At 67.9% G+C, this 15,394-nt stretch carries 12 protein-coding genes; 4 read left to right on the top strand and 8 right to left on the bottom strand.

Annotated elements, in window-relative coordinates; all coding sequences use genetic code 11:
- Nucleotides 1–80 precede the first annotated feature (80 nt).
- A complete protein-coding gene (locus ACFY2X_RS17810; protein ID WP_389939364.1) occupies nucleotides 81–1,061 on the bottom strand; it encodes an NAD-dependent epimerase/dehydratase family protein in 981 nt (326 codons plus the stop codon).
- A 359-nt stretch (nucleotides 1,062–1,420) separates the two neighbouring features.
- Between ACFY2X_RS17810 and ACFY2X_RS17805 the strand changes: the two genes are divergently transcribed.
- From ACFY2X_RS17805 to ACFY2X_RS17795, 3 genes are all read left to right on the top strand, one after another.
- Nucleotides 1,421–1,738, top strand: a complete 318-nt coding sequence (locus ACFY2X_RS17805) for an STAS domain-containing protein (RefSeq protein ID WP_389939362.1) — start codon at nucleotides 1,421–1,423, stop codon at nucleotides 1,736–1,738.
- Nucleotides 1,738–2,670 carry an anti-sigma factor RsbA family regulatory protein gene (locus ACFY2X_RS17800; RefSeq protein ID WP_389939360.1) on the top strand — a complete coding sequence of 311 codons (933 nt, stop codon included), beginning with the start codon at nucleotides 1,738–1,740 and terminating at the stop codon, nucleotides 2,668–2,670. Before ACFY2X_RS17805 ends, ACFY2X_RS17800 begins: the two co-directional genes overlap by 1 nt.
- A 245-nt stretch (nucleotides 2,671–2,915) precedes the next feature.
- Nucleotides 2,916–3,245 carry a PadR family transcriptional regulator gene (locus ACFY2X_RS17795; RefSeq protein ID WP_389939358.1) on the top strand — a complete coding sequence of 110 codons (330 nt, stop codon included), beginning with the start codon at nucleotides 2,916–2,918 and terminating at the stop codon, nucleotides 3,243–3,245.
- 22 nt (nucleotides 3,246–3,267) lie between these two features.
- On the opposite strand, the gene ACFY2X_RS17790 is transcribed toward ACFY2X_RS17795, so the two are convergent.
- On the bottom strand, nucleotides 3,268–4,392 hold the full coding sequence (locus tag ACFY2X_RS17790; RefSeq protein WP_389939356.1) for a sugar ABC transporter substrate-binding protein: 1,125 nt from the start codon (nucleotides 4,390–4,392) through the stop codon (nucleotides 3,268–3,270).
- Between the two features lie 440 nt (nucleotides 4,393–4,832).
- Here ACFY2X_RS17790 and ACFY2X_RS17785 point away from each other — a divergent pair, with 440 nt between their 5' ends.
- Nucleotides 4,833–5,699 carry an alpha/beta fold hydrolase gene (locus tag ACFY2X_RS17785; RefSeq protein ID WP_389939354.1) on the top strand — a complete coding sequence of 289 codons (867 nt, stop codon included), beginning with the start codon at nucleotides 4,833–4,835 and terminating at the stop codon, nucleotides 5,697–5,699.
- On the opposite strand, the gene fxsT is transcribed toward ACFY2X_RS17785, so the two are convergent.
- From fxsT to ACFY2X_RS17755, 6 genes are all read right to left on the bottom strand, one after another.
- Nucleotides 5,700–9,611 (bottom strand): FxSxx-COOH system tetratricopeptide repeat protein, encoded by a 3,912-nt coding sequence (gene fxsT / locus ACFY2X_RS17780; protein ID WP_389939352.1) that lies wholly within the window; start codon nucleotides 9,609–9,611, stop codon nucleotides 5,700–5,702. It lies immediately after the preceding gene.
- Complete coding sequence (locus tag ACFY2X_RS17775) at nucleotides 9,604–10,848, bottom strand: TIR-like protein FxsC (RefSeq protein ID WP_389939350.1); 1,245 nt, start codon at nucleotides 10,846–10,848, stop codon at nucleotides 9,604–9,606. Before ACFY2X_RS17775 ends, fxsT begins: the two co-directional genes overlap by 8 nt.
- A gap of 59 nt (nucleotides 10,849–10,907) precedes the next feature.
- A complete protein-coding gene (locus ACFY2X_RS17770) occupies nucleotides 10,908–11,711 on the bottom strand; it encodes an aminoglycoside N(3)-acetyltransferase (RefSeq protein WP_389939348.1) in 804 nt (267 codons plus the stop codon).
- 2 nt (nucleotides 11,712–11,713) lie between these two features.
- Nucleotides 11,714–14,014, bottom strand: a complete 2,301-nt coding sequence (locus ACFY2X_RS17765; RefSeq protein ID WP_389939346.1) for an FxsB family cyclophane-forming radical SAM/SPASM peptide maturase — start codon at nucleotides 14,012–14,014, stop codon at nucleotides 11,714–11,716.
- Between the two features lie 18 nt (nucleotides 14,015–14,032).
- Nucleotides 14,033–14,212 carry an FxSxx-COOH cyclophane-containing RiPP peptide gene (gene fxsA / locus ACFY2X_RS17760; protein WP_389939734.1) on the bottom strand — a complete coding sequence of 60 codons (180 nt, stop codon included), beginning with the start codon at nucleotides 14,210–14,212 and terminating at the stop codon, nucleotides 14,033–14,035.
- A 285-nt stretch (nucleotides 14,213–14,497) separates the two neighbouring features.
- Nucleotides 14,498–15,373, bottom strand: coding sequence for a DUF4231 domain-containing protein (locus ACFY2X_RS17755; RefSeq protein ID WP_389939344.1), 876 nt, complete (start codon nucleotides 15,371–15,373; stop codon nucleotides 14,498–14,500).
- Between the last annotated feature and the right edge of the window lie 21 nt (nucleotides 15,374–15,394).

Genomic DNA, 15,394 nt, shown 5'->3' with positions numbered 1-15,394 from the left:
GCCGGATCGCGACCGGACCCGGGCGTGAACCCGGGTCCGGGCCCGGTGGCGGGCCGTGGGGCCGATCATCCGGCGATTCGTTACCGGGCGTTCCAGCGGGCCAGGAGCTCGGCTTCCCTGTCCAGGCTGATCGTGACGTCCGTAGAGAAGGTCGCCTCGGACTCGCGGATCTCACGCACCGACTGCCGCAGGGAGCGAGGGCTGAGCCCCGCCGCGGTGGCGGCGGCCGGGTCGGCGGTGTTGACCGCGCTCCATTCGCCCCCTTCCGACCACAGCGGCAGCGATCGGCCGTTCTCGCCCTCGGCGAGCAGGAAGTCCTGCCCGACCCAGGTCAGGGTGGTGCCGGGCGGCCCGACCTCGGCCACGATCGCCTCCAGCATGTCGCCGAAGGAGAACGGCGGGGGAGGGCTGACCGCGTGGAAGGTGCTCGGGCCCGCCTCGCCGTCCTTCTCGATCATGGAAACGATCCAGGTGGCCATGTCGCGTCCGTCGATCAGCTGGATCGGGTCCGAAGGGTCGCCGGGGGCGAGGACCTCGCCCCCGCGGGCGATCCGGTTGACCCAGTAGGTGAAACGCCCGGTGTAGTCCTGCGGGCCGATCACGTAGGTGGGCCGCACGATCAGCGCCCCGGCCCCGAACCTGTCGGCCGCGGCCCGCTCGCACAGCACCTTCAGCTTGCCGTAGGTCTCGCCGGTCACCTCCTCCCGGACCGGCCCGTCGATCTCGGTCAGCGGCGACTCCTCGGTGAAGTTCGGCGCCTGCGGGACGGCGTAGACCGCGGTGCTGGAAATGAAGACGTACCGGCCGGTGGAGAGCGCGTCGGCGAGGGAAGCGATCTGTGACGGGAGGTAGGCGCTGACGTCGATCGTCGCGTCCCAGTGCCGGTCGCGCAGGATCGACAGGTCCCCGTTGCGGTCGGCCCGCAGGTGTTCGGCCTCGGGGAACAGCTCCGGCCCCGTCCTGCCTCGGTGAAGCAGGGATACCTCGTGGCCGGCCGCGATCGCTGCTTCGGTGATGTGCCGGCCGACGAACCGGGTGCCACCGATGATCAAAATTCGCATGACTGTCATTTTCCCGCATAGAGGACAGTCAGATTTGCCCTGCCCCAGGTCGGAGTCACATCGCCTGGAGGTGAAAGGAGGTTTCCCGTCTCGGACCGGTTGCTCTTACGGCATTCGGCTGCTGATGATCATGTGTTTGCCCATGCTGTGGGAAAACAGCAAGGCGGGGAAAGGCGTGGCCGACGGAGAGAGCCATAAGGCCATTTGTGTTAGTTTCCTAAACCACCTTCTTCGCCCTGAAAGTCGTCAGCGGGTACGTTGAAGGTGTCCACCGTCGCATTCAGGATGTGGTCATCGTGTCGATCCGACCAGAGGCGCGATCATGCAGACCGCCTCCGCCTGCCAAGTGTGACCCCGCCATGTTCGGCACCCGCTCCTATCTCCGGATCGACCCGCTCACGGCGCCCGCCGGTCTGAGAGTGAGCGGCGAGGTCGACCGCACGACCAGGAAAGCCTGGGAAGAGGCGCTGGGCGGTCTGGTCATCGGCGGCGGGGATATGCATCTCGACCTGTCCGAGCTCACGTTCATCGACGTCCGAGGGGCATGGTTGCTGACGGAGGTCGCGCGAGGCCTCCCCCACGGGAAGAAGGTGTTCCTGCACCGTGCGCCCTACTGCCTGAGATTCGTACTTACCTTGATCGGATCAGAGCCTTCTCCGATCGAAGTGGAGACGTGATGAGCACGACCACCGCCCCGGTGGATCCATTCGTCCATCCTGCGCTGTTCTACCGGGGGGTTCGGCAGTACCTTCAGGCCACCATGCCGTTCGTCCGCGGAGGCCTGGCGGCGGGCGAGCCCGTCGCGGTGGCCGTGCCGGGACAGAACCTGAAGCTGCTGCGGGCCGAGCTCGGCGAGGCGGCCTCCGAAGTGCACCTCATCGACATGGCCGAGGCCGGTCGCAATCCGGGGCGGATCATTCCCGCAGTGCTGCGCGCCTTCGCCGATCTTCACTCCGATCGCAGGGTGCGCATCATCGGCGAGCCGATCTGGCCCGAACGGTCGGCGGTGGAATATCCGGCGTGCGTCCAGCACGAAGCGCTGATCAACTTCGCGTTCGAGGGCCGTAACGTCACCATCCTGTGCCCCTACGATCTCGACGGGCTGGACCCCGCCGTCATCAGGGACGCCGAGCTGACCCACCCTCACCTCATGGACGGCTCCGGCCTGCGTTTCAGCGACGACTACGCGCCCGAATACATCATCCAGGAGTACAACCGGCCCCTGCCCGACCCGCCGAACGCCGTCACGCTCGCCTTCGGCGGAGATCAGCTGCCGCAGGTGCGTGATTTCGCCGTCGAGCACGCCTCGCGCATCGGGCTCTCCGGCGAACGCCTCCAGGACCTGCGGCTGATCGCCAGCGAGCTGGCCGCCAACAGCCTCGACTACGGCGGCGGATCGGAGGTCCTGCGCGTCTGGCCCGAAGGCGACCAGGTGGTCATGGACATCAGCGACGCAGGGCACATCACCGACCCCCTCGCCGGACGCCGCCCGGCGGATCCCCGCCAGCGGGGCTCGCGAGGTCTCCTCGTGACCAACCTCCTCAGCGACCTCGTCCGTGTCCACACCGTCGAGGACGGCACCACGATCCGCGTGTATTTCACCATTTGAGCCGCTTGAGCCGCTTGAGCCGCTTGAGGTGTTTGAGCCGCTCGGCCCGCTTGGTCCACCCGGTTCGCTTGAACCGCTTGAACCGCTTGAACCGCTTGAGCCGTCCGGCCCGCTCTGCTCCCGCCCCCTCCTCCCGGTTCCGGGGAGTCGTGGCCGTGATGTCCGGCCTCGTGAAGCCGTACCACCTGGTGAGATGATTGACTCTCCCTTCACAATGCTACGTGGAACGGAGTATAATCGGCGTCATGCCCAGGGGAACTTCAGAGGTCAGCGAGCCGATGTACTTCGTGCTCGCCACCCTGCTCGACGGCCCGATGCACGGGCACGCCATCCTCAAGGGGGTCGGGGAACTGTCGGAAGGGCGGGTGCGGCCGTCCGTCGGCACCCTCTACGGCATCCTTGAGAGGCTCAGCGAGCGCGGGGTCATCACCGTGGACAGGGAAGAGATCGTCAACGGCCGGAACCGGCGCTACTTCCGGATCACCGACGCGGGCCAGGCCGTCGTCCGCGCCGAGGCCAGGCGCATGCACGCGGCCGCCGCACTGGTGATCAACAGGGCCACCTTCGCGGGCTGACCCCGCCCCCTGACCGGTCCTCTCAGGAAAGCCCGACGGCCTCGCAGGCGGCCCGGACCTCCGCCGTGCAGATCTCCTGAACCGTCCAGAAACCGTCTCTGACCACGGTGTCCTTGACGTTGTCCTTGGTGACCACGACGGGCTGGATGATCTGGGCGGGGATCGAGGGCGAGGTCCCGTTGTTCACGGTCGCGGTGCTCGTCACCGCCCTGCCCGCGCCGAGGCTGACGGCCATCTGGGCGGCGTTCCCGGCCTCGGGTTTGATCGGCTTGTAGATGGTCACCGTCTGGGTGCCCACCAGGATGCGCTGGATGGCCGCGAGCTCGGCGTCCTGGCCGGTCAGCGGCGTCCCCTTCTTGACCCCGGTGGCCTGCATCGCGCGGGCGATGCCGCCGGCCAGGGCGTCGTTGGCCGAGTAAACCCCGATGACCTTGGCCGGGCCGAGTGCGTCGAACGCCCCGGTCGCCGCGACGTCGGCCCGCTGGGGGCTCCAGTCCGGGATGTCGTACTCCCTGCCGATGATCACCTGGCCGTCGAGAACCGAGTGGGCGCCCTTTTTGTACTCGCCCGCGTTCGGATCGGCCGGCGAGCCGTTGATCATCACGATCGGCCCCCTGCCGGGCTCGCCCCCCTCCTTGAGCGCGTCGAGCAGGGCCTCCCCCTGCATCTTGCCGACCTGGATGTTGTCGAAGGAGGTGTACGCGTCGACCGGGCCGGTGGCCAGGCGGTCATAGGCGACCACCTTCACGCCCTGCTCCGTGGCCTTGACCACCGACGGTGCGATCGCCTTGGAGTCCACCGCGTCCAGGATGATCACCTTGACGCCGTCGGCGAGCATCGAGTCGAGCTGGCGCTGCTGCCGGGTGACGTCCTGGTCGGCGTTGCCGTAGACGACCTCGCACTTGGGGCAGAGCGCGGCGATGTCCCGCGTGATGTAGGGGCGGTCGAACTTCTCGTAGCGCGCGGCCTTCCTCTCCGGCAGCAGAAGCCCGATCTTGAAGCCTTTGGCGACGACGCCGTCCGGAGCGCCGGGGGAAACCGCGCCGCCACGGCCTTCCTGTCCGATGGTTCCGCAGGCCGTCATCCCGAGCAGTGTCGCCACGAACGCCACGCCGCCCACCATCCGGTGAACCACCGCTCTGCTCACTGAGAACCCCCCGAGATACCCGCCAAGCCTCATCAGGGACATGAAATCGGGCATCCGTCGTCATCAGCGGCAGCCGTACCCAGCGGCGGGAACGCGATGTCCAACCATTGCCGATCTTGGCGAGGTCTTGGTCCGGCGCCCGATTCGCTGGAACGGGCTTGAATAATCGAGGAAGCCCCTTGTCCGCCGGACGCACGTCGACGTCGTCTTCGGCTGTCACGGGTGTCCCGAGCTCATCGCTTTCCCCTGTACGGCGGGCATTTGATTTGGTGCGGTGAATGGGAGGTGAACCCTCGCGTGGTTAACTGACATGTGGCGATTCGGCGATATCGGTGGCAACGCTCCCGACCTGGAGTTCCATCAGCGTTGCGAAATTGATATGGACACACGGCTCAAATACAGGGAAAAACTGAACTAGTGGTTTTTGCGGGGAGGGTGCATTGACCCAAGTCGTGGTCACGGCTGATGGCAGAAGATTGGCGGTCGAGGAGCGGGGAGAACCAGAGGGCAATCCGGTGTTCCTGCTGCATGGCACCCCCGGCAGCAGGTTCGGTCCCTCGCCCCGCGCCTCCGTGCTCTACCGGCTGGGAATCCGGCTGATCAGCTTCGATCGCCCAGGTTACGGGAACTCCGACCGGATGCCCGGCAGAGCGGTGGCGGACGTGGCCACCGATGTGAAGGCCATCGCGGACGCGCTCGGCATCGACAGGTTCGCTGTCGTCGGCCGTTCGGGCGGCGCGCCGCACGCGCTCGCCTGCGCCGCGCTCCTGTCGGACAGGACGACCCGGGTGGCGGCACTCGTCGGCCTCGCGCCGCGGGGGGCCGAGGGGCTCGACTGGTTCGACGGGATGATCGAGTCCAACGTGGTGGAATACACCGTCGCGCGGGCGGGACGCCGGGCCGTGACCGCCCGGCTGACATCGGCCGCGGAGGAGATTCGCGCCGACCCTCACAGCAAAGTGCTGGGCCTGTATGACCAGGTGCCCGAGTCGGACCGGCGCGTCGTCTCCGACCACGGGATCCGGGTGATGCTGGTGCGCAACTTCGCGGAGGGCCTGCGCGACTCCGCCGACGGCTGGGTTGACGACGTGCTGGCCTTCACCTCCGCCTGGGGCTTCGACCCGGCCGCCATCAGCGTCCCCACGCTGCTCTGGCACGGTGAGAACGACGTGTTCTCCCCCGTGGGCCACGCCCGCTGGCTCGGGCAGCGGATTCCCGGAGCCATGGTGAAGATCCAGCGGGGTGTGGCCCACTTCGGTGCGATCGACGTGCTTCCCAAGGTGCTTCTCTGGCTGATCCGAGAGTGATCAGGTCGGCTGGGGTTCCAGGTCGCGGTTGATGCGCCGCCAGACGCGCAGGGCCCTCACGTTCGGGTGCTTCTCGCCGAGGAGATCGATCATGGTGTTCAGCGTCGGCTCCCGGATCTCCTCCGCCTCCTCCATCCTGCCCGCGGCCTTGAGGGTGATCGCGAGGTTGGCCTGGCAGACGAGGGTGTCGGGGTGCCTGGCGCGGAGAGTGCGCTTCAGCCCGTCCAGAGCCTTCCTGCCGAGGTCCTCCGCCCGCTCCAGGTCGCCGAGGTCACCGGCGCAGTTGGCCACGTTCACGCTGCACGACAGCGTGAACGGGTGGTTATCACCGAGACGGTCGCGCAGCGCCGACAGCGTTTTCTCGCCCAGCGCGAGAGCGTCCTCGCGCGCGCCCATCCCCCGCAGGTAGGTCGTCAGGTTGTTGGCCGCCACCAGGGTGTAGGGGTGCTCGCGGCCCACCAGGTTCTGGTAGTCGACCATGGTGGATCGTGCCAGCTCACGGGCGCCCTCCTTGTTGTCCAGCGCCGACATGCAGCAGGCGAGTTCCAGCGCGGCCGCGTGCGTCTCCGGCGAGGTCGGGTAGAGCTGCCGGTAGCGCTCGTAGGTCTCCTGTGCGATGGCCATGGCCTCCTGCTGCTCGCCCGCCTTGCGCAACGACACCGCCAGGCTCTTCGACGCCCGCAGCGTGTCGATGTAGTCGTCGGAGAGCACCTCCCGATAGCGCTGCAGCGTCTGGCGCAGCAGGTCCACGGACAGGGCGTACTCTCCCGCCTCGCGCATGTCCCTCGCCAGGTTCTGGGCCGAGCCCAGCGTGTAGGGGTGGGCTATGCCGAGCACCGAGCTCATCCGGTTGAGCGTGTCCTGGTCGAGATCCTTGGCGCTGAAGCAGTCACCGATCAGCCGGTAGGAGACCGCCAGGTTGTTCGCCGAGTTCAGGGCCCGAGGGTGGTCCTCGCCGTAGAGCTCCTTCCACCGCTCGTAGGTCTCCCTGTCCATCTCCAGGGCGCGCTCGAACTCGCCGAGCGCCCGCAGGTCGGCGGCGAGCCCTCCGGTCGTCATGAGCGTGTGGGGGTGGCTGTCGCCCAGCATCGCGCCCTGCTGGCTCCAGACCCACTCGTCGAGGTCACGGGCCTCCTTGTAACTGCCCTGGGAGCGCAGCACGTTGGCGATGTTGAAGAGCATGTGCAGGCGCTGCCGCTCGTTCTGGCCGAACGTCTCCTCCCAGTAGTCGGCGAGCCGCTGGCCGAGCTGGAGGGCGTTGTCGAACTCGCCGCGCTTCCACAGGTAGCGGACCCGCTCCGTGAGCAGCTGGCGGGTCTCCTCCTCCACGCAGTTCTCCGCGTCCGACGGGAGCAGGTGCGGCCAGATGAGGTCGTAGTAGGGCCAGTTCTCAGGGTCGTCGACCTCTCCCTGCCGCGGGCGGGCCCCCACCAGGATGTGATGGACCTCGTGCGAGGTGGAGTCGACCTCCTCGCGGGTCATCTGCCCCTTGATGACGGCCTGGACGAGGCGGTGGACCTGGATGGTGTTGCTGCCAGGGTCGATCTTCGCCAGCGCGAACCTGCTGATCTCGCGGATGACCCGGCCCAGGACGAGCTTCTCGCCGCGCAGCGCGCTGTCGTACGGCAGGAGCGAGCGCATCATCTCGTCGCTGTAGAGCAGTGACTGGGAGATCGGGTCGGGAGAGAAGAACGCGCACAGCTGGAGCATGCGCACCGCGGCGGGGGAGCGCTCGCGCAGCTCGTTGAGGGAGACGTTCCACGTCGCGGCCACCGGGTGCGGGTAGCCCGCCGGCTGGTTGGTGGCGAGGATCTGGGCGGCCTGGGTCTGCAGCTGCGAGACGTACTCCGCGGCCGACATGCCCGAGACCCCCAGCCAGGCCGCCGCCTGCTCGACGGCCAGCGGCAGGTATCCCAGCGCCTCGGCCACCTGCAGGGCGTCGTCGGGGTCCAGCTGGGGGACCCTCCGGAGGAGGTGCTCCACGCTCTCCTCGCGGCTGAACACGTCGACCTCAAGCGGGGCGGCGACGCTCGACCACGACTGGTTGCGGGAGGTGACCAGGACGTGACCCGGTCCGCCGGGGAAGTAGCCGCGCAGCTCCTCGGGGTCGCCGGCGTTGTCGAAGATCAGAAGCCAGCGGGAGTACGGCTCCCCGCGGCGCAGGGCCTCGCGGGCGGCCTCCGCGCTCTCGACGACGCTGTCGCCCACCCGGATGCCCAGGCGCCCGGCCAGCTCGTCCAGGGACGGGTTGATCAGCTCGGGCTGCTCGGCGGAGATCCACCACACCAGGTCGTAGTCGGCCATGAAGCGGTGGGCGTACTCCAGCGCCACCTGGGTCTTGCCGACACCGCCCAGGCCGTACAGCGCCTGCGGCAGGACGACGGCCTGGCTGCCGCCGACGAGCTGGTCGCGCAGCTTCTCCAGGGCGGCGTTGCGCCCGGTGAACGCCGCGTTGCGGGTGAGCACGTTCCATACGGGCGGGACGGTTCCCGGGAAGCGCGCCCCGAGGGGCGAGTCCGCCGAGTAGTCGGAGCCCTGGTTCTCCTTGCCGACCGCCCGCAGGACCGCCTCTGTCGCCTGGTGCGCGTTGAGCCGTACGAGGTCGACGGGGATCCGGTCGTTGAACGGCATGGGCAGGCGGAGGTCGGCCACGCGGACCGAGGTGAGCGGGCGGCTGTTGCCCGCGAGGTCGGGGGCGGAGAACTGCTCCCACAGCTCCGCCGCCCCGTGCGCCCGCACGTAGGCGGGGGACAGCACGACCAGCGCCCGGCCGGGAACGTCCACGGCCGGGTCGGGGGTGGCACCGCCGCCGACGGCCTGCGGCACGACCCGGCATCCCGCGCGCTCCAGGACGGCGCCGATCCAGTCGGCCCACATGCGGTCCTCGGCCGTGTAGCTGAGCAGGATGTCGGAGTGCTGGACGGGCTGGCGCCTGGTGAAGGCCTCCAGCCACCGGACCCGCAGGCTCTCTTCGATCGCCGGGAACGAGGTCACCTTTCCCTCGGTGATGGCGCCGGTCAGCCGCTCGTAGGCGGCGAGCAGCGACACGGGGGAACCCGGGCTGTCACCGAACGTCGCCAGGGTCTCCTCGAAGGCGTAGAAGCGCTTGTAGGGGATCTCCACCGAACCCCAGTAGTGGTTCAGCTCATCGGGGGTCATGTGCTTCGGGAAGCCGCTGAACCTGTTGCGGGCCAGCAGGCGGCCCGCGTCCAGCTTCTCTTTCTCGCCGTCGTCGATGCGCATGGGGACGGGCAGGATCCTGATGTTGCGCTCGCGGTAGCGCTCGTCGATGTATCGGGCGACTTTGGAGGCGCCCTCGATGCTCTGGTCGCTCATCGTGAAGCAGTCGACGAGGATGTCCGGCATCTGGATCGTGCAGACGTCGGCGATGTCGCTCAGACCGGTCCGGCTGTCGATCAGGGTGTAGTCGTAGTTGTTCTTCATATCGGCGCGCAGCGCGTCGAAGAACCGGCCGCCGCCCAGCCGCTCGTAGAAGTTGTCCCAGTCGAAGGTGGACACGAGCGAGGAGTAGTCGCGGTTCTGCTGCCCCGCCGAGACGAAGTCCAGCGTCCCGCGGCCGGGGAACTCCCATTCCAGCGAGACGGCGTGCGGCATCACCTGCGCGTATTCCAGGTGCCAGTCCGTGGCGCGCTGCTGCGGCCTGATGGCGGCCCACATGTAGTTGCTGATGATGTCGATCACGCCCGGGGTGGCGCTGATCGCGCTGCCGTCCAGGAAGGGGTGGAAGAACTTGTGCAGTCCGGGAGATTCGAGGTCCCAGTCCACGACGAGCACGCGTAAGCCGTTGTTCGCGAGCACCCAGGCGGTGTTGGCCAGCGCCATGGTGCGGCCGGTTCCACCCTTGTAGGAGTAGAAAGTGATGACCTGGCCTACCTCCTGGTCCTCAGCCATCGGGCTCCTCCGTTTTCAGCAACCTTGGTTTTTTGGTCGGGGGGCCCGCCGGTGGGTATGTCGGGGCCGTCTTGAAGAAGTTGTTAGCCGCCCGGCCGAGCACATCGGGTAAGGCGCGCCGGAAGGCGTCGAGCGAGCCGACGTTCGCGGTGGAGGCTTCGCTGAGCCTGTTGTGCAGCGCGTCGTCGAGGCAGTCGCGCAGCCGCGGCTCGTCGCGCCCCGTCTGCTCGTCGTCGTTGTTCCACGGAACGATCACGCTGACCTGCGGCCGGTCCAGCTGGTCGAATCCGCGCAGCATCTCCTTGCACTCGGGCCTGGTGGTGGCCCAGGGGTCGACCAGCATCAGGGAGGGGTGCTCGGGCTCCACGGGTCCGGCCAGGTCATTGGCGTGGTCGTCGAGCGAGCCCACTTCCGCGAGGAAACCGTGGGCCGACGCCAGCTCCGCCGCGTAGGCGGCCAGGGGGCGGGTGTTGTGCTCTCCCCGGTAGGGGTTCCACTCCTGGGGGGTCAGTCCGTAGTAGTACGGGTTCCGCTCCTGCGGCAGATGGGTCAGGTCGGGTGCGACCACCGTCAGCTTGAGCGTCCGCTCGGCGGCGTAGTCGTCGAAGACGCTCCTCAGGTCGGCGTACGGCGGGGGGTCCACGGGTGCTATCCGCGTGCTCTTGGCGGCCTGGACGATCCGCTTGGCGAGCTCCAGCGTGGCCAGCTGGTAATGCGGCCGCCGGACGCTGACCTTGGCGAGCCCGTAGAAGCCCTCCTCGCGATAGCGGGGGCCGAGCTCGTCGTGGGTGAACTGGATGGACCGGGCCACCTCGGGGAGCTGGTCGGGAGGGATCGGCGTCCACAGCGCGGGGACGATCGCCTCGGGGAGCTGGCCGTTGGGACCGGCGTGGTTGTTCACTCGTTGCAGGAAGGCGGCCCACTCCTTGCCGCAGTGCTCGCTTTCGAAGAAGCGAGGTGAATACAGAGGAACGAACACCCGGCACGTGGACAGCGCCTCTGCCAGCCGGTCCGGCCAGTGCTGACCTGATCTGAGCTCGGTGTCCATGAAACCCGCTTGTGACCCGTGTGTCAGGTTCGTCATGTTGATGATGTGGTCACATAGATCACCAAAGAGCTTGGTGACCCATTTGTTGGGGTTGTTCTTCTTGCTTGAGTCGTACGGAGGGATATGCGCGTAACTGAGGAAGAAATAGGGAACTTGGCCGATGGAGCCGCCGGTGGAGCGCTGGGTCATCCGCCTCCCTTCTCCCAGATGCATTCACTATATGAACCCTGGTTAAGGGAAGGGAGTGCTTAAGAAGATATTTTGGATGGTTTCCGGTGCCGGGCGAACCACCCCATCGCGAAATCCACGGCCGCAGCCATGGGAAACAGCCGGGCACGGGCCTTGCCGACCCGGCCGTGCCGTACTGTTCCGGTCTTCTCGAAATCAGCTCCGAGTAGTGCCATATCCCGGTCGTCCAGGACCACGTCCTCGTATTGCCACCATTTCGGGCCGTCGCCGAAATCCACGACGCACCGGTAGGTCCGGGTCGGTGGCTTTTCCGTGTAGCGATACTCGGCGAGGTGGAACGCGGTGCAGCGGTCGTAGCCGACACCGAGCAGCAGGATGACGCCGCCCACCTCGTAGAGCCGGGCGAGGGGCGAGAACTCGCCGAGATGGCAGTCGAACGCGTGGTCGTTCATCAGCTTGTCCGCAAGCGGCCCGAGAGCGGCGAAGGACGTCTGGGGGTGGGAACTGCGGACGGCGCCCGGCGAGGTTCGCACACACTCGGCGATCTTGCCCATGCCCGTCGAGGGGGTCGTCGCCGGGTCGAAGGCGGGCATGGCGGCACGGAAGGCGGCTATCTCCGCCTCGCTCATGCCCGTGATCGCGCGCAGGTGGAGGGGAGAGGTGTCGGAGTTGTCCGCGGTCCCGGTGGGAGCCACCAGAGTTCCCTCAGGGCCGAGGAGACCGCGCAACGCGGCGACGACCGCCGCCGCGCCACCGCGGACGGGGCCGATCTCGCTGAGGGACGCGTGAACCAGCAGGTTCTGGCCCTGGCCGACGCCCAGGGCCCTGAGGCCGTCGGTGAGTGCTCCGGCGGTCACGGTCACGGTCAGACGCCTGCCGCCGAGCGGATCCAGGCCGTATGGTGAGCGCGGGCGGATCGGGCGGCCGCGTCGAGGGCGTCCTGCGGCACCTCCTCCGCGAGCCACGGGGCGACCGACTCACCCATGCGGGCCACGAACCGCTCGCCGATCGGGGTCAGCGCCCCGGACGTGGCCAGCGTCTCTATGGCTTGCGCGGTCTGGACACGCCACCTGGCGAACTGCTCGTGCGCCGGATCGGGAACGTCGCGCCGCCGTACGCGCCAGAAGTCCGTCACCGCGAGATGCGCGTAGGTTCCCTGCAGGAGGCCCTCCAGCGGCCGAGGGTCATCCCGCCATGGCGCGTAGAAGAGCCTCTTGTCGGTTTCGTCGTAGAGGTCGAGCATGTCCAGCAGGGCTCCGAGCTTCACGTGCTGGAACTCGTGGACGATCAGCAACGCGAGCGTCGCGGGGTCGGCCGGAAGGGCCGCCGCCACGGCGCCGAAGGCGTGCCGGGCGGTGGAGCTGACATCGCGGCCGGCCGCCGCGGCCGTCAACGGCATCAGGACGGTCAACCCGGCACGCAACCCGGGGGCGTAGGCTGGGAGGTCCGTCTCGATCAGCTGCCAGGCCTGGTCGAACGACTCCTGCCAGAGCCCCGCCTCGGCCTCCGTCAGCCGGGGCGACGCGGGCCACTGGTGGCAGTCGCGATACGGGTCGCGGTCTTCCAGCAGCACCGAGAACGTTCCGGAGACGAGACGGCGTACGGGCTGCCACACCGTCGTGCGCCCGTCCGGCCGGACCTGCCCGGCCTCCACGATCAGGGGCGCCGTCTCCGCCCGGATGCCGGTGAGCGTGCCGACCGTGGGCAGGTGCGCGGCACCGTCGATCACCTCGACCTGGAGTTTGGCGTCGACTCCGGCCCTGGCCGCGGCCGCGGCCGCGATGTTCGCCAGATAGCCCGGACGTCCCTTGCCCCGCAGGGCCGCGACCGCCCACACGCGCACGTAGGGGTGGGACAGCACGGCGTCGAGCGCGCCGATGTGCTCGCCGTCGAGCTCGGTCAGCAGCTCCCAGGCCTCCCTGTCGGCCGCCCGCGGCTCCAGGGTCGCCACCAGCGCGCGGCGCAGGCTCATCTGCGACTCCGCCAGCTCCCCGATCTCCGTCGCCCCGCCCAGTCCGGCGGCGAGGGCGTCGAGTGAGGCGGCGGGCAAGGCGTGGTATGTCATTTCCGTCCTGTCCCGGACATGGGTGATCAGTTTCAGCAGGTCGGCGCAGAAGACGCTGGGGTTGAGGAATCCGGATCCGGACCGGTACCGATGGGGATACAGGCCGCCGCCGCAGCTGGTCACCACGGGACAGCTCCGGCAGGTGCCGGACAGGCCGTCGAGGCCCCGTTGCCGCGCGACCATCCCCGGATGGGCGGCGACCTCGTCGAGGGAGTGGCGGACGACGTCGTGTCCCGTCTCCGGCGCGCCCTCATAAGCGATCTTCAGTGAGTCGACCTGCTCGTAGGAGCCGTCGGTCTCGATGACGACCAAGGTGCTCGGCTCCAGCCCGATGGACTCGGTCAGGCTCGTCTCGCCCCTGGTGGTCCTGATGATCGAGTCGAACAGCCTCACGTAGACCGGACGGCCGTCGGCCTCCCAGCGGTCGAAGATCGCGATCAGCCAGTCGGCGTACGCCGTCGCGGACGGGCGCGGGGGCGGTTCGTCCCAGGTGGCGTGTGGCAGGAGGAAGTCGATCCGCGGCGGGTCCAGCGCCACCAGCGCCTCGTAGACGTCGATCGGATCGTTGGCCACGTCGATCGTGCACAGCAGCCCGCTGTACAGGTGCGGCCGGGCGCGCAGCCGCTCGATCGCCCGGATCACCCGGTCGTGACTGCTGCGCCCGTTGGCGTAGCGGCGGTGCCGGTCGTTGGCGGCCCGGTCGCCGTCGAGGGAGACGCCGACCGTGACGCCGTGATCGGTGAACAGGTCGCAGAACCGGTCGTCCAGCGCGATGCCGTTGGTGTGGATCCGTAAGTCGAGGTCGCAGATCCCGTCGAGTTTCGAGCGGAGCTCCCCGGCGATCTCCGCGAGGCGGTCGTGCCCCGCGAGCAGCGGCTCCCCACCGTGGAGCACGACATGGACGTCGCTCAGCGCGTGTCGCCTCGCGTGCTCGGCGATCCGCTCCGCGACCCTGGTCACCGTCTCCGGCGACATCACCTTGGGACGGCCCCGCCAGCTCTGGTCGGCGTGTTCGTAAACGTAGCAGTGATCACATGCAAGATCACAGCGGCTGTGAACCTTCAGAACGAACTGGCGGAGCGGCAGGATGGGCCTGTTCATACCCGTCCTGTCCTTTTGTCAGATCGCGGACTGAAAAGCCGCCACATCCACTCGAGTGTCCGGTGCGTCGGGAGTTATGCGCCGCAGCATTCCTGCAACCTTATTGTCATCACTTGTCCGCATTTGCGCCAAGGGGACTCTTCTGAGGTCCTTGACCTCCGACGCGATTGCGGTCTGCTTCTCGTCTGCGATGTTCATCAGCGCAAGCCCCTTCAAGGCATGACGTGCCTCAGGCTCGTCCATTGCCGGGCTTGCGGGCACGGTTATATGGCTCTGATCCTAAGGCCTAACACTTCCTGGAATCGACCTTCAAGCATGCTGCTGTTGCCTCTTGGGGATGGAAGTTGCTGGAGGCGCTCAGGCGGCCGTCTAAAATGTGTAGTCATATAACTACCTATGGTCATCCGCATGACATATCGGCCAATACATTATACAAATAATGTAAAGCATTAATTTTTACAGCTCTCTTGGGCCAAGGGGTCCTCAACTGTGCGAGGCCCACCAGAGCACGTGCTCGCGGGAGATCGCCTCCTCCGCCTCGTCGACGAAATGCGCCCACTCCTCCTCCGTCGACGGCCACTCGGCCCGGGACACGATGTCCCCCAGCTCCAGCGCCGCGACCGAGTAGGCGCTGGCGAGCTGCTGATGCTGCCTTGTCTGCATCCAGGCGATCCCCGCCGCACCGATCGCCCCCACCACGCCCGGAAGGTCCAGGTCGAGCACCTGGGCGCCGTTCAGGACCGCGGCCACCAGGCCGAGCGCCTCCAGCGCCGCCAGGGTCACCGACCACTGCGACGCCCGGCGCTCGTTCAGGGCCGCCTTCCGCCGGTACCAGATGCGCTGGTCGTCGATGCGCCCCTCCAGGTATTGGCGCTTGCGTTCGTCGAGGGGGAGCGCGCGCAACCGGCGCATCGTCTCGGTCACCTGGGAGTCGCCGTCCGACAACGGGATCGGGGCGAAACTGCGCAGGTCTCTGGCGATCGTGGTGAACCTGCGGAGCAGGAGGAGGTCGGCGCTGTGGTCGGTGATGTGCTCCTTGTGGCCGAAAGGCTCGCCCGCGACGACGTATCGCCAGGCCAGGGTCTTGGTGGACTCGGCGACCGCCCTCGCCTCGTACCACTGCCGATCGGGGCGGGCGGTCAGCAGGTAGACCTCGATGACGAGGGCGAAGGCGAGTGAGGCCGCCGCGATGACCGCAGCGATGTCGACCTGGCCCGCATCCAGGCTGAACGCCCCGAACGCGGCCGCCGCGACCAGGCAGATGAGCCGCAGTCCGGTGCTTCTCAGGAGCCTGCGCTGACCGGTGATGGCACTGCGGTCAGCCGCCTGGAAAATAGCTGGGAAGTCGGAATCTTCCACATGCTGATATATGAATCCCTT

Source organism: Streptosporangium sp. NPDC000396, assembly GCF_042898655.1.
Classification (GTDB): domain Bacteria; phylum Actinomycetota; class Actinomycetes; order Streptosporangiales; family Streptosporangiaceae; genus Streptosporangium.
This window is presented reverse-complemented; position numbering and strand designations above follow the sequence as displayed.